Source organism: Kribbella sp. NPDC051587, assembly GCF_044453945.1.
Taxonomy (GTDB): domain Bacteria; phylum Actinomycetota; class Actinomycetes; order Propionibacteriales; family Kribbellaceae; genus Kribbella.
The window spans coordinates 1-14,669 of sequence record NZ_JBITDE010000001.1 but is presented as its reverse complement, the minus strand read 5'-3'; the positions used below and the strand labels follow the sequence as shown (position 1 = coordinate 14,669).

At 68.4% G+C, this 14,669-nt stretch carries 9 protein-coding genes; 8 read left to right on the top strand and 1 reads right to left on the bottom strand.

What is annotated here, in order from left to right; all coding sequences use genetic code 11:
* Positions 1–176 precede the first annotated feature (176 nt).
* The 4 genes from leuS to ACIA49_RS00030 all read left to right on the top strand — a co-directional run bounded on the left by leuS (position 177) and on the right by ACIA49_RS00030 (position 6,016).
* Positions 177–2,657 carry a leucine--tRNA ligase gene (leuS, locus tag ACIA49_RS00045; RefSeq protein WP_396374839.1) on the top strand — a complete coding sequence of 827 codons (2,481 nt, stop codon included), beginning with the start codon at positions 177–179 and terminating at the stop codon, positions 2,655–2,657.
* The gene (locus ACIA49_RS00040; RefSeq protein WP_396374838.1) at positions 2,657–3,061 is read left to right on the top strand and encodes a YjbQ family protein; all 405 of its coding nucleotides are present in this window, start codon (positions 2,657–2,659) and stop codon (positions 3,059–3,061) included. Before leuS ends, ACIA49_RS00040 begins: the two co-directional genes overlap by 1 nt.
* Positions 3,062–3,132: 71 nt before the next feature.
* Positions 3,133–3,321 carry a hypothetical protein gene (locus ACIA49_RS00035; RefSeq protein ID WP_396374837.1) on the top strand — a complete coding sequence of 63 codons (189 nt, stop codon included), beginning with the start codon at positions 3,133–3,135 and terminating at the stop codon, positions 3,319–3,321.
* 139 nt (positions 3,322–3,460) lie between these two features.
* Positions 3,461–6,016: an ATP-binding protein gene (locus tag ACIA49_RS00030; RefSeq protein ID WP_396374836.1), complete on the top strand. Its 2,556-nt coding sequence runs from the start codon at positions 3,461–3,463 to the stop codon at positions 6,014–6,016.
* 582 nt (positions 6,017–6,598) lie between these two features.
* Here the strand turns inward: ACIA49_RS00030 and ACIA49_RS00025 are convergent.
* The gene (locus ACIA49_RS00025) at positions 6,599–7,138 is read right to left on the bottom strand and encodes a pyridoxamine 5'-phosphate oxidase family protein (RefSeq protein WP_396374835.1); all 540 of its coding nucleotides are present in this window, start codon (positions 7,136–7,138) and stop codon (positions 6,599–6,601) included.
* 53 nt (positions 7,139–7,191) lie between these two features.
* On the opposite strand from ACIA49_RS00025, the gene ACIA49_RS00020 reads away from it, so the two are divergent.
* The 4 genes from ACIA49_RS00020 (at position 7,192) to ACIA49_RS00005 (ending at position 14,216) form a co-directional block, all read left to right on the top strand.
* Complete coding sequence (locus tag ACIA49_RS00020) at positions 7,192–8,034, top strand: DegV family protein (protein WP_396374834.1); 843 nt, start codon at positions 7,192–7,194, stop codon at positions 8,032–8,034.
* A gap of 120 nt (positions 8,035–8,154) precedes the next feature.
* Positions 8,155–8,802, top strand: a complete 648-nt coding sequence (locus ACIA49_RS00015) for a helix-hairpin-helix domain-containing protein (protein WP_396374833.1) — start codon at positions 8,155–8,157, stop codon at positions 8,800–8,802.
* The gene (locus tag ACIA49_RS00010) at positions 8,789–11,233 is read left to right on the top strand and encodes a ComEC/Rec2 family competence protein (protein ID WP_396374832.1); all 2,445 of its coding nucleotides are present in this window, start codon (positions 8,789–8,791) and stop codon (positions 11,231–11,233) included. Before ACIA49_RS00015 ends, ACIA49_RS00010 begins: the two co-directional genes overlap by 14 nt.
* 115 nt (positions 11,234–11,348) lie before the next feature.
* The gene (locus tag ACIA49_RS00005) at positions 11,349–14,216 is read left to right on the top strand and encodes a DUF222 domain-containing protein (protein ID WP_396374831.1); all 2,868 of its coding nucleotides are present in this window, start codon (positions 11,349–11,351) and stop codon (positions 14,214–14,216) included.
* Positions 14,217–14,669 lie beyond the last annotated feature (453 nt).

The window sequence follows — 14,669 nt, the reverse complement described above, 5'->3', positions numbered from 1 at the left end:
TGCCCGATAGGCACTGCCGGTGGTGCTATCGTGGTCCCATGCGAGTGAGCCTGCTCCTTAGTTAGCCGTACCGGCATTCAGGCGCTTCATGCGCCGGCCCGTACGGCGTCCCCTCCTGAGCGAGGGGTTTTTGCATTTATAGGGCTCAACACAGACACGAGCGGGAGAGTAAGACCGTGAGCGAGCAGGTGGACGACACCCCCATCGACCGGGGTGGCTACGACTTCAACGCGATGCAGGCCAAGTGGCGTCCGGTGTGGGAGAAGCTGGACCCCTTCAAGGCGAAGGACGACGGCTCGGCCGAGCGGCGCTACGCGCTCACGATGTTCTCCTACCCCTCCGGCGACCTGCACATGGGTCACGCCGAGGTGTTCGCGCTGCACGACGTGCTGTCGCGCTACTGGTTCCAGCAGGGCTACGACGTGCTGAACCCGATCGGCTGGGACTCCTTCGGGCTGCCGGCCGAGAACGCGGCCATCAAGCGCAACGAGCACCCGGCGACCTACACCTACGCCAACATCGAGACGCAGGCCGAGTCGATCCGTCGCTACGCGATGAGCTTCGACTGGTCCAAGCGGCTGCACACGTCCGACCCGGAGTACTACCGGTGGACGCAGTGGCTGTTCACCCGGTTCTACGAGCGTGGGCTGGCGTACCGCAAGGCGTCGTACGTGAACTGGTGCCCGAACGACCAGACCGTGCTGGCCAACGAGCAGGTCGTGCAGGGGCGGTGTGAGCGCTGTGGCTTCGAGGTCACCAAGCGCGAGCTGACCCAGTGGTACTTCAAGACCACCGACTACGCGCAGCGGCTGCTGGACGACATGGACCAGCTGCAGTGGCCCGAAGAGATCCTGCTGCAGCAGCGCAACTGGATCGGCCGCTCCGAGGGTGCGTTCGCCGAGTTCCAGGTGGAGGGGCGCGACGAGCCGATTCGGGTCTTCACCACCCGTCCGGACACGCTGTTCGGCGCCACCTTCCTGGTGGTCGCGCCGGACGCCCACCTGGCCGCCGAGCTGGTCACTCCGGATCAGCAGGGCGCCTTCGACGAGTACCTGCGTGCGGTCAAGGCCACCACCGAGATCGAGCGGCTGAGCACCGACCGGGACAAGACCGGTGTCTTCCTGGGCTCGTACGCCGTCAACCCGGTCACCGGGCAGCGGATCCCGATCTGGGCGGCCGACTACGTGCTGGCCGACTACGGCACCGGCGCGATCATGGCCGTGCCCGGTCAGGACAGCCGGGACTGGGAGTTCGCCGAGAAGTTCGACCTGCCGATCATCCGGACCGTCCAGCCGTCCGCGGACTTCGACGGCAAGGCCTTCACCGGTGACGGACCGGCCATCAACAGCTCGAACGCCGAGCTGAACCTGGACGGGCTGGAGGTCGCCGAGGCCAAGTCGCGGACCATCGACTGGCTGGAGAGCAAGGGTCTGGGCGAGCGGACGATCAACTACCGGCTGCGCGACTGGCTGCTGAGCCGGCAGCGCTTCTGGGGTGCGCCGATCCCGATCATTCACTGCCCGGCCTGTGGCGAGGTGCCGGTGCCGGACGACCAGCTGCCGGTGGAGCTGCCCGACCTGCGCGGTGCGGACCTGTCGCCGAAGGGCGTCTCCCCGCTGGCCGCTGCCCGCGACTGGGTGGAAGTGGCCTGCCCGAAGTGCGGTGGTGCGGCCGAGCGGGACACGGACACGATGGACACGTTCGTCGACTCCTCCTGGTACTTCCTGCGCTACCTGTCGCCGGAGTACACCGAGGGACCGTTCGACCCGGGCATGGCCGACCGCTGGATGTCGGTCTACCAGTACGTCGGCGGCAAGGAGCACGCCGTACTGCACCTGCTGTACGCGCGGTTCTTCGTCAAGGCGCTGCACGACATGGGCCTGCTGAAGGTCACCGAGCCGTTCACCCGGCTGCTGAACCAGGGCCAGGTCGTCAACCAGGGCAAGGCGATGAGCAAGTCGCTGGGCAACGGTGTCAACCTGGGCGACCAGCTGGACGAGTTCGGCGTGGACGCGGTCCGGCTGACGATGGTGTTCGCCGGTCCGCCGGCCGACGACATCGACTGGGCGGACATGTCGCCGGGTGGCGCGCTGAAGTTCCTGCAGCGGGCCTGGCGACTGGCCGGTGCGGTCGAGTCGCCCGTGGGCACCGACCCGTCGACGGGTGATGTGGCGCTGCGCCGGGTCACCCACAAGACGGTGGCGGACGCGGCCGAGCTGATCGACTCGATGCGCTTCAACGTCGTGGTCGCCCGCGTCATGGAGCTGGTGAACGCGACCCGCAAGGCGATCGACTCCGGCCCCGGTGCGGCCGACCCGGCGGTGCGGGAGGCGGTCGAGACGACCGCGATCCTGCTGAGCCTGGTGGCGCCGTACACGGCCGAGGAGATGTGGGAGGAGCTGGGCCACGAGCCGACCGTCGCGAAGGCGGGCTGGCCGAAGGTCGACCCGGCGCTGCTGGTCGAGGACACCGTCACGTGTGTCGTCCAGATCGCCGGCAAGGTCAAGGACCGGCTGGAGGTCGCCCCGGACATCACCGATGCCGAGCTGGAGCAGCTGGCCCTGGCCTCGGACGCGGTGCAGAAGGCGCTGGACGGCCGCGGGACCCGCAAGGTGATCGTGCGGGCACCCAAGCTGGTCAACATCGTTCCTGCCTGATGGATTCTGAACTGATTGCGGTCCGGACCGGAACTCGTGAGGTCGTCCTCGACCTCACGAGCCGGTGCGAGGAGTTCGTCTCCGGTCGTGGCGACGGGTTGCTGCACGTCTTCGTGCCGCACGCGACGGCCGGAGTGGCGATCCTGGAAACCGGCGCGGGCAGCGACACCGACCTGCTCCGCGTCCTCGAGGAGTTGCTGCCCCGGGACTTCGCGTGGCGGCATCGGCACGGTACGCCGGGCCATGGGCGCGACCACGTGCTGCCGGCAATCATTCCGCCGTACGCGACCGTCCCGGTGCTTGGTGGACAGCTGACTTTGGGCACCTGGCAGTCGATCTGTCTGGTCGACACCAACGTCGACAACCCGGAGCGCCAGGTGCGGTTGTCTTTCCTCGCAGGTTAATACTTAGTGACTTATCGTGGCGTTGCCCGCACCGTTACGTAGGCGAAACACGGCTCCGCTTCACTAATGCCATGGCAGCCCTCGATACCCTGCGTGATCACTGCGCCGAACTTCTGAACCGCGCGACCCAGGGCATCTGCAGGGGTAGCCGGCTGAACGCCGAGCTCGGCCATGCCGAGGCGCTGGCCCGGCGTGACGACTGGGACAGCGTGTTCGCCCTCTACGCGACCGACGACGTACCGGCACGCGCCTCCGCCTGAAGATCGCTTTTCTCTTGCAGATGGTTGCTGGGCGCAACGACTTGGTGTGATCCAGGTCGCCGTCCCGCACGCCGGTCGGCCCGACGCGAACGTCCCGCTCAAGCTATGTTGTGTCGGGAACGTTTGGGGGTGACGGGCTTTGTCGGACACGGATGGCCGAGGGCGGAGCTTTGCCGACCTCTTGCTCGACTTGCGGGTTCAGGCGGGGCTGTCGCAGGAGGAGCTGGCCGAGCGCGCGGGGCTGAGTGTGCGGACGATCCGCGAGCTGGAGGCCGGTCGGGTGGCTCGCCCCCGCAAGGACTCCGTCCGGCTGCTCAGCGCAGGTCTCGGCCTGGGTGCGAAGGATGCGGAGCGCTTCCTGGCTGCTGCCGGGCGCGGCTCGGCACCTCGAGCGGTCGTCTCGGTTGCTGACCCCGCTCCGACCGGTCTGCGCTGGCGCGGCACGCGCCCGATCCCGGACGGCCTCGTCGGCCGCGAGGATGAGCTGCTGGAGCTGGAGACGCTGCTGAAGCAGAACCGGCTGGTGACTCTGGTCGGCCCGGGCGGCGTCGGCAAGACCGAGCTGGCCCTTGCTGCGGCTGACCGGTTCTCCGGGGCCGACACGACAGTGGTGGTCGTCGACCTGACCACGGTCCAGCGCGACGCCGCTGTCACCTCCGCGATCCTGGACGCGTTCGGGACTGCGCCGGGTACGTCGGACCTGGACGACGTACTGTCCGGCCGGCAGCCGGGGGACCTGGTGATCGTCGAGGACAACGCCGAGCATGTGCTCGACGGAGTCGCCACGGTCGCGAACCGGATGGTTCGGAGCTTCCCGGGTGTCGGTGTGCTGGTGACGTCGCGGATCCCGCTCGGGCTGCCCGACGAGGTGGTCCGGCGAGTACAGGTGCTCGGCGTACCGTCGAACGACGAGGACTTCGCCGAGATCGCGGCCAGTCCGGCGGTGGAGATGTTCAGCCGCCGGGTGGCGCGGGTGCGGCCGGACTTCCGGCTGACTCCAGCGAATGCGCGGACTGTGGCGCGGTTGTGCCGGCGGCTGGACGGCTTGCCCCTCGCGCTCGAGCTGGCAGCGGCCCGCGCCGGGTCTCTGTCGGTGGAGACGATCTTGGCGGCGCTGGACGACCGGTTCCGGCTGCTGTCGGGGCCGCGCCGGTTCGGGGCGCCGCATCAGCGCACGCTGGCCGACACGATCGCATGGAGCGTCGACGCGCTTTCGGATGCGGCTCGCCAGTTGCTGTACCGCGCTTCGGTGCTCGGGTCGCCGTTCACGCTCGACGCGGTGGTCGGGGTGTGCACGGGCTTCCCGATCGACGCGGCCGACGTACCGATGCTGTTGGCCGAACTGGTGGACAAGTCGCTGCTGCAGCCGGTGCATGAGTTCGAGCAGCTGTACGGTGCTCGGTACAAGATGCTGGAGACGATCCGGGAGCACGCGTACGCCGGGCTGTCCTCGCAGGGCGACGACCTGACCGAGTTCCAGGACCGCGCTGTTGAGTGGTGTACGACGTACGTCGCGGGGCTCGAGGGTGCTTGGTCCTCGCCCGATCGCGACCGGCGCTATCGCGCGGCGAACGCGAACTCGGCGCTGTTCGAGGTGGCGCTCGAGCGTGCGGCCGCGCTTGGGCAGTGGGATGTCGCGGCGCGGATCGTGCTCGGGTTCCGGATCGCCTGGCAGTACCAGGCGAGTGTGGCCGAGAGCGGGATCCGCTGGGCCACTGTCTGCGCGGACAACGTCACGGACAAGGAAGTCGGCGGCATGCTGCGGGCGATCGCCGGGCGGCTGTCCAACCTGACCGGCGACGTGCACGAGGCCCGGCGGCACTACGGTGAGGCGCGGCAGCTGATCCCGGGCGAGACGGAGATGGGCCTGGTGGCCCGCGGTGGCTGGGTGTCGTCCGGCTCGCATCTGCTGGACACGCAGAGCCTGGCCGAGATCCCCGCGCTGGTCGAAGACGCCCGCAAGCACGGCGACGTACAGCGGTCGGCGACCGTGCAGGCCATCTGCGGGCTCGCTCTGCTGCGCTGGGGGCGTCTGCCCGAGGCCAAGGAGCTGCTGCTCGCGTGGGAGGCCGCACTGGTCAACCCGGGGGTCTATCCGGACGAGATCGCCTACATGGCGCTCAGCCGGGTCGAGCTCGAGCTGGGGAACGTGACCGAGGCGCGGCGCTGGGCGGAGCTCGCCCGATCCGTCCAAGCCTCAGATGACCCGGAACGAACCAAGGTGGCAGGTTGCCTGGCCATGGTCGAGTTCCACGACGGCCGGTACGACGAGGCGCGGCGGCTGCTCGACCAGGCCGACGCGGACATCCGTGGCCACCGTGGGTACTTCGACTACCTGGTGATGCTCTACCGCAGCAGGCTGGCCCGTGCGGCGGGGGAGGCCGAGCAGGCCCGGCTCTGCATCCGGGACGCGGTCAGCCGGCTGCTGGCCGAGGGGCGGGTCGTCTACCTGCTGCAGGTCCTGCCGGAAGCGGTCGCTGTCCTGCATGCACTCGGTAGGAACGAGGCCGGCGACGCTCTGTGCGGGCAGCTGCTGGCCTGGCAGCGCACGATGGACCCGCCGATGCTGCCGACCGCCTGGGCGGTCCTGCAGGAGTCCTGTGAGCGCGCCACCCAGGCGTCCGGGTGGCCGAAGCCCGATCCCGCGGCCGCCGTACAGGAGTTGGCCGCGGACGTACTCGCTTCACTTTCGTGACGCTGAACCGCTAAAGCTGCCGGGTAACTGCCGGGTTTTCTGCCTCGTCCGAACATAGCTGCCCGGACGAGGATTACAGCCGTAGGGCAGGTTCCACGAAGCAGAGTCCGACACCGAGCGGCACAGGGCAGCGAAAGGCGGGTGATCCGTGTGAGGCCACGGACGAACGCCGGGTTGCCGTCGAGTTCGGAGAAGGCGACGCGGAGGGCATCCGGTGGCCGGTTGGTGGGGGCGCCGACCGGCTGTCGAGAGCTCCGGAGTGCTGACGAGTGCGGATCTGTCCTGCTCGAACCGGTTGCCGTGCACCGTCAGGGCACCGCACCCGGGGCGAGGTCCCAGCAACGGACGGGCACACGACACAGGGGACGAGTGCCGGTCCGGTCGACACGGGGAAGCCGGTGGGTCTGGTCACCCGCCGGCGGGTTGGCCGCTGGGGCCTCCCGGGACCTCGACGGGCTCGCGGTCGATCCGGTTCTTCGGAACCGGCACGGGGAGTAGCCCGGCGAGGCACGGACTTGGCTGACATCCAGGGGGAGTCAGCACAGAGTGGGGTGGAGGCCGCCGGAGGGGTCGGCCTTCACCTCACTTGGTCTGTGACGCCGCTTGGTCTGTGACTTTGTCTGTGACGGCCGCCTTGTCGAACGCGTACCCGACCATCCAGGTGGGCTGAAGTCTCGCGTAGACGATGTCGGGTGCCCAGCTCGACGGTGAGCTGTCGTAATGCGCGACCAGGTGTGCCTCGATCTCGTCGAAGTCGGGGTGCTCGCCGGTCAGGAACTCCACCTGACCGTGGCTGAACACGCCGAGCCGCTCGCCGTCGACGTACGCGAGACTGGCCGCCGGTCTGGCCTTCAGATGTCTGGCCTTGGCCGCCGACCCAGCCGTGGTGAACACCCACCGCGCGTGCAGGAAATGTCCGTCGACAGCGCTGATCCGCGGCTCACCGCTCTTGGTGACCGTCGCCAGATTGAGCGTGCACATGCCGGTCAGGACCTGGATGAGCTCCTCGGCGTTGAGCTCTCGCTCAGGCGTGATGATGTTGCGCAGGTGCTGTGTCGACCGCCCGATCGAGGCATCGAGAAGCGCCTGCAACCCGCTGACTTCCTCCGTTGTTTCCTTCATCTTCCCGAGTCTGACACCGCGCGCCGACAAAAACTGTCCGGTAACCTCGCCACATGTCAGCCCGCGTGCACGTCGTCACCGACTCCACGGCCGGGCTGTCGACCCACGAGGTGATCCGGCACGGGCTGACCGTCGTACCGCTCCAGGTGGTGATCGGCGGGACGTCGTACGACGACGGCGCCACCTCGGCCGACGCGGTCGCGGAAGCGCTCAAGACCTTCACGCCGGTCTCGACCAGCCGGCCGGCGCCCCAGACGTTCGCCGACACGTACGCCGCCTGTGCCGCGGCCGGGGCCGAGTCAGTCGTGTCGATCCATCTGTCCGGCGACATGTCCGGCACCTTCGAGGCGGCCATGATCGGCGCCAAGGAGTCACCGATCCCGGTACGCGTGGTCGACTCGCGCTCGCTCGGCATGGGCCTCGGCTTCCCAGTCCTCGCCGCCGCAGCCGCGGCAGCCGCGGGGGAGGACCAGGCTGCGGTCGAGGCCGCCGCGCGGGCCCGGATGGCGACGATCTCGTCGTACTTCTACGTCGACACGCTCGAATACCTCCGCCGCGGTGGCCGGATCGGCGCCGCCCAAGCCCTCCTCGGTACGGCGCTCGCCGTGAAGCCGTTGCTGACCATCAAGGGCGGTCGCATCGTGCCGCTCGAGAAGGTCCGTACGTCGAGCCGCGCGATCGCTCGCCTGGCCGACATCGCCGTCCAGCGGGCGGGCGAAACCGCCGTCGACCTCGCGGTCCATCACCTGGCCAGCCTCGAGAAGGCGCACACCCTCGCCGACGGCCTCACCGACCGCCTTCCGCTGGCCGGCGACATCGTCCTCCGCGAAGTAGGTGCCGTCATCGGCGCGCATGTCGGCCCCGGAATGCTCGCTGTGGTGGTCTCACCGGTCTAACGCCGGCTCCGGGTTTTCCACAGGCGGTTGATTGCTGGTTCCGGCAGTTGCGGAAACTCGTACTTTCTCTGTCGACAACGCCGTCCCCGCGGCGCCTCGACCGGAGGAGAGTGACGCCCGATGCCCGGCTGGATCCCCGAAACCATCCGCTCCACCCGCTGGAGACTCTCTGCCCGCCACGTCCTGGTCCTCGCCGCTGTCCTCCTGATCGGCCTCGGTTGGGCCGCCTGCTCGGTGGTCCGCGCCCGCCCAAGTCCCATTCCCGACGCCCGTCCACCCACGGCAGTCAGCTCTGGCTCACCCGTCGCCCAGCCCTCAGCTTCGGGCACGCCCTCCAGCAAGACCACTCTCGTGGTTCATGTCGCAGGCAAGGTCCGCCGCCCGGGCCTCGTCCGCGCGCCCACCGGCTCCCGAGTCGCTGACGCGCTCACCCTCGCCGGCGGCCCACTCCGCGGCGTCGACCTCAGCTCCCTCAACCTCGCCCGCCAACTCACCGACGGCGAGCAGATCCTCGTCGGCCTCCCCGCCCAACCAACCACCCCAGCCGCCACCTCACCCGGCACCTCAGCCGCCAACTCACCTCTCAACCTCAACACCGCCACCGCGGCCCAACTGGACGCCCTCCCCGGCGTCGGCCCTGTCCTGGCCCAACGCATCCTCGACTACCGCACCGAGAACGGCCCCTTCACCACCGTCGACCAACTCCAAGAAGTCCCCGGCGTGGGCCCCAAGAAGTTCGACTCCCTCAAACCCCATGTCCGCATCTGACCCCGATCCCACCGGTTCGGACATCCAGCTCGACGCCCGCCTTCTCGCCCCAGCCGCAGCAGGCTGGCTAACAGCCGTCCTCCTAGTCGCCCACAGCCCCACCATCAGCCTCCTCACCGCCGCCATAACCCTCACCCTCGCCGTCCTAACCGCTGTCCGAATCCGTCTGATGTCCCCGGTCGCGCGGCGTGGGTGGGCGCTCCTTGGGGTGCTCGTGGTGGTGACCGGCATGGCGATGGCGGCAGCGCTTCAGACACACAGCCTCCGCACCGGCCCGATCCGCGCGCTCGCGGCGCACTCCACCACCGTCGACGTACACCTCAAGCTGGACAGCGATCCCATCGTCCGCCGCAGCCCCGGCACCCACCGCCCGCCGTACGTCGTCCTGCACGCAACCGTCGAAGAAGTCCGTTCCCGTCCCAAGACACCCGCAGCCAACTCCCGACCAGGCGACCAGCTCCCTCCCAACAACAGCACCCAGCGCACGCGTGTCCGGACACCCGTGCTCGTCATCGCGAGCGAGAGTTGGCGCGACGTCCGTTACGGACAGCGGATCGCAGCGACGGGTCGTCTCGACGCTGTGCAGGACGGCGACGACGTAGCAGCCTCACTCTCCATCCGCACCCCACCTCGTCCGTTGGCAGAACCAGCCTGGTGGCTCCGCGCCGCCGAGCGAGTTCGCGCCGGCCTCCGCGCGGCAGTCGCCGACGAACCACCCGACGTCCGCGGTCTGGTCCCAGCTCTCGTGATGGGCGACGAGTCCACCCTGTCCGACGAACTCACCGAAGACTTCAAAACCACTGGCCTCACCCACCTCTCAGCAGTCTCCGGCACGAATCTCACCCTGCTTCTCGCCTTCGTCCTGCCCTGCGCCCGTCTGATTGGAGTCCGCGCCCGCGGCCTGACAGCGGTCGGCGTCATGACCGTCGTCGTCTTCGTGATCCTCGCCCGCCCACAACCCAGCGTCCTCCGCGCAGCCGCGATGGGCCTGATCGCCTTGGCCGCCATGACCAGCGGCGGCGGCCGTCGCCGGGCGGTCCGCAGCCTCTCGGTCGCGGTCATCGTCCTGCTCCTCATCGATACCTCACTAGCCCGATCCGCAGGCTTCGCCCTCTCGGTCCTGGCCACCGCCGGCATCGTCCTACTCGGTCCCGGCTGGCGTGACGCTCTCGCCAACTGGCTCCCCACCTGGCTCGCCGAAGCCATCGCCTGCCCACTAGCCGCCCAACTCGCCTGTACGCCGGTAGTCGCCTGGCTCTCGGGTGAGGTATCACTAGTTGCCGTAGGCGCCAATCTCCTCGCCGGACCGGCCGTCGGCCCAGCCACGATCCTCGGCTTCGCCGCAGCCGGCGTCGCCCTGATCAGTACCGACCTCGCCCAACTCATCGGCTGGTCAGCAGGATGGCCCGCCCGCTGGATCCTCCTGATCGCCCGCCAAGGCGCCAACCTCCCCGGCGCCGCCAATCCCTGGCCCGCCACCGCAGTAGGCGTCGCCGTACTAACGGTGCTCTGCATTGCGCTCGTCTTCAGCCTCCATCGCATCCTCGCCCGTCCACTCGCGATGCTGCTCGCCGTACTGGTGCTGGCCCTCGCCGTACTGCGCCCTGTCGGCTCATTCGGTTGGCCACCGCGGGACTGGATCTTCGTGATGTGCGATGTCGGCCAAGGCGACGGCCTCGTGCTGCGAGCCGGCGAGCGAAGCGCAGTCGTCATCGATACCGGACCCGACCCGACCGCGATGAACCGTTGTCTCCGCGACCTCAGGATCGATTACATCCCTGTCATCGTGCTCACGCACTTCCATGCCGATCACGTCGGCGGGCTGGCCGGCGTACTGAGTGATCGTCGCGTCGACGAAGTGGAGGTGACGCCGTACTACTCCCCGCCCGCGGAGTATCGCCGAGTGACCGACCTGGCAGCCCAGCATCGTGTCCCAGTCCGAACCGTCACCTACCAAGAGAATCGAGTCGTCGGTCAGCTCACCTGGACAACCCTCTGGCCCGCGCGCGTCCCGGCCTTGCCGCCACCTGGCACATCCTCCGCAACCCCAACAGACGAAGGCTCTCCGGAGAACAACGCAAGCATCGCCATGATGGTCGAGGTGTCCGGCCTCCGGCTCCTGCTCACTGGCGACCTCGAACCCGAGTCTCAACGGGCCATCCTCGCCACCGGCGCCGACCTCCGCGCCGACGTACTCAAAGTCCCGCACCACGGTTCCGCCCAGCAAGACCCGGCCTTCATCGCCGCCACCCAAGCCCGCCTGGCCCTCATCTCCGCCGGTCGCGACAACGACTACGGCCACCCCGCTCCCAGAACTCTCGACCTCCTGGCCCACCAAACCACCCGCACCGCCACCACCAACACCGCCGGCGCCCTAGCCCTCACCAACCCCGACAACCATCTCTCACTCACCTCCCGCCCACCCAACTAGAGTCATTGCTACCGGCAACTAGTGCGACGTTGTAGATCTGTGGATAACTATTTTCCTTGAAAATAAGGGGTTCCGGCTTTGAAAACTGTCGGAGGCGGTGTCTAGAGTTGTCGGTATGGACCTTCTCGGTGCGCGACCGGCCTGGTCGATGAGCGGCAGCGAAGCGCTGGCCGACATCGACTCGATCGACGCCGAGATCGCCCGCCTGGAGACCGCCCGCGTAACGCGCATCGCACGAGTCGACGAGACCGGCCACGCCGAAGAACTCGGCGCCCGCACCACCGCCGAACTCCTCACCCTCCGATACCGCATGGACCCCCACAAAGCCCACGGCCTGGTCCGCTTCGCCCGCGCCCTCCCCAAATACGCAGCCGTCCTCGACGCCTTACCCAACCCCAGCACTCCCGTGCCCATCCCCGACGGCACCCTCCCACCCGAAGTACCACTCTCACCCGAGCGCGCCGCCGTCATCGTGTCCATGCTCGAAAAAGTCCCCGACACCGTCCCGCTCGACAACCTGCGCGTCGCCGAACAACAACTCGTGAAGATCGGCCGCGACATGGCACCCGCCGAACTACGCAAAGCCGCCCATCGCGCCCGCGACATCCTCGACCAAGACGGCCCCGAACCCGCCGAACAAAAAGCCTACGCCCGCGAACGCCTCACCCTCATCCCCGACGACCACGGCGTCCGCATCTACGGCTACCTAGCCAACGACAACGCCGAACTACTCACCTCCACCATCCACACCCTCGCCCGCCCCCACCGCACCCCCGACGGCCAACGAGACCCCCGCTCCGCCGAAAAACGCCGAGCAGACGCCCTCTCCACCACCGTCCGCATAGCCACCACAACCACCGACGCCGCCGCCCTCCACCCCACCCCCAACCCGACCACCACCACCGCGAAACCCGCACCACAACCGACAACAACACCAACCACCCGCAACGAAACGCCCACGCCAAACGCCACCACCACCCCGGACGCATCGCCCGCTCCGGACGCGAGGACCACATCGACCTCGCCGACCGCGGCAGACGCGAGGACTAAATCGGCCGCGCCGACCTCGCCGACTGAGCCGGACGCGAGGACTGCAGTGGCGGCCCCGGACGTGCAGGCCGCATCGACCGCACCGGACACGAGGACTACATCGGCTGCGCCAACCGCGCCGGACGCGAGGATTGCATCGGCCGCACCGACCTCGCCGACTGCGGCGGACGCGAGGACTGGAGCGGCGGCCCCGGACGTGCAGACCGCATCGACCGCACCGGGCACGAGGACTACCTCGGCCGCGCCAACCGCGCCGGACGCGAGGATTGCATCGGCCGCGCCGAATGTGCAGACCGCATCGGCTGCGGCGGACACGAGAACTGCAGCAGGGGCAGCCCCGGACGTGCAGACCGCACCGGACACGAGGACGTCGGCCGCGCCGGACGTGCAGACCGCGCTGGACGCGCCAACCGCGCTGGACGCGAGGATTGCATCGGCCGCGCCGAATGCGCAGACCGCATCGCCTGCGGCGGACACAGGGACTACATCGGCCACGCCGGATATGACGACCCGTACCGGTGCCACTGCTACGTCGGACCCGGCCGCACTACCGCCCGACTCGGCCGGTTCAGCTAGCAAGCCCGACGCCAACGCGCGCGCCGACGTGGACGCGGACACGGCTGAGGCCCACGCGCACACCGCACCGTCGCCGGGTGAAGACCTGCCCGCAGACACCCCGTTCAACGGCGGCGCCCTGTTCGACGCAGACACCGCCTTCGACACAATCACTGGCTGCAACGCGGACACCGGCTTGAGCTCTGAAACCGGTGGCGGTGCTGCGGTGCAAGCTGAGCGTTGCGCGACCGTCGCCGCGACGTCCACCGTCGGGCCGGTGATGGCGAACAACTGGGTACCTGGCTTCGGAGCGAAGGCCACGCTGGTGGTGACCATCGACTGGCAAGACCTGAAGAACCCCACCGCGAACTCCATCGCCGACACTGTCTTCGGTGCAGGACTGTCAGCCTCGACCGCGCGGATGCTGGCCTGTGACGCCAAGATCATCCCAGTCGTACTCGGATCCCAATCCGAACCGCTGGACGTAGGACGATGCGAACGCCTTGTCACCAAGGGAATGCGCCACGCCCTGAACACCCGAGACCGTGGATGTGTCGTCTGTGGCGCTCCACCGGTCATGTGCGACGCACGCCACCTCATCTCCTGGATCGACGGCGGTATCACAGCCGTCAGCAACCTCGTCCTGCTCTGCCGCATCCACCACGTAGACCTCCACGCCGGCAAATGGACCGTCACCATCACCAACGGCCAAGCCCAGGTTGCGAGACCAAGCTGGGCGGAAGCACCGTCGCGTCGACGCCAAATATCTGCAGGGTTCGCGCCCAGGTCGCCCTCCGCCGCCGCACGTGCCGATGCCGCAGCCTGCGCGTCTGGCACCAACGATCTCCCCACACGCGACTCCAACACCGGTCAGCCCAGCGCACATCGCCTCAGCCCCGATCGGTCCAGCACGGTTCGACCCGGCACCGATCAGCCCACCACGGCTCAGCTCGGCACCAGTCAACCCAGCACTGATCAGCCCACCACGGCTCAGCTCGGCTCCAGTCAACCCAGCACGGATCGGTCCAGCATGGATCAGCTCGGGACAGATCAGCTCGGGACGGATCGGTCCGGTATGCAGCAGCTCGGCGTGAGTCAGCCTGGCGTGAATCAACGTGGCGTGGATGAGTGTGGAGTGAATGGAGTGGGCGCGGCTGACGGCAGCGGTTGGAGCCGGGCTGGGAGTGGCGAGGGTGGTGGTGATGGTGAGGGTTCGGTGCTGGCGGCAACGGATATTCGTGCGGCGACGCGCGCTATCTGGGGAGAGGATCTGCCACCAGATCCGCCCAGGCGCCTCACGCTGAGCGAGACGCCTGACTTCGATCCGTGGGGTGAGGCGGATGAGGAGTCTGCATCGCCGCCGTGCGTGCCCCGGTGATCCGACGCCATGAGCGTCGCAGACGGCTTGCTAAAAGACCGGCATGCGGCCAAACACCCTAGGTAAGAAGCGAGCAGGCGGGTAGGTCACGTGCACGCTGACTGCCAATTGCATCAGTCCCAACGTGCCAGTCGCCTCTCCGTTCCTCGCGCACGAGGACTCGCACCTGTCGCCCCGCCCACGGTTGGCACTTCTAGTTCCGGCGGAGTGGTGGGTGCGGAGGTCAGTAAGTGGGGGTGATGTGCGGGCAGGTGTTGAGTTGCGTCAGTGCGAAGGTGGTCGTCAGCTGTGTGGTCGCTGCAGGCGAGGACCCGTGCACCTGCCAGCCGACGTGCGATAGGTGCGTCGGCGGGGTGGATGAACCGTCCCGGGTTTGATGCACCCTCGGTTATGTGTGGACGACTGGTCGGTCGTCGCGGGTTTGTGAATAGTAGTCAGCTTCGGCTTCGGCCG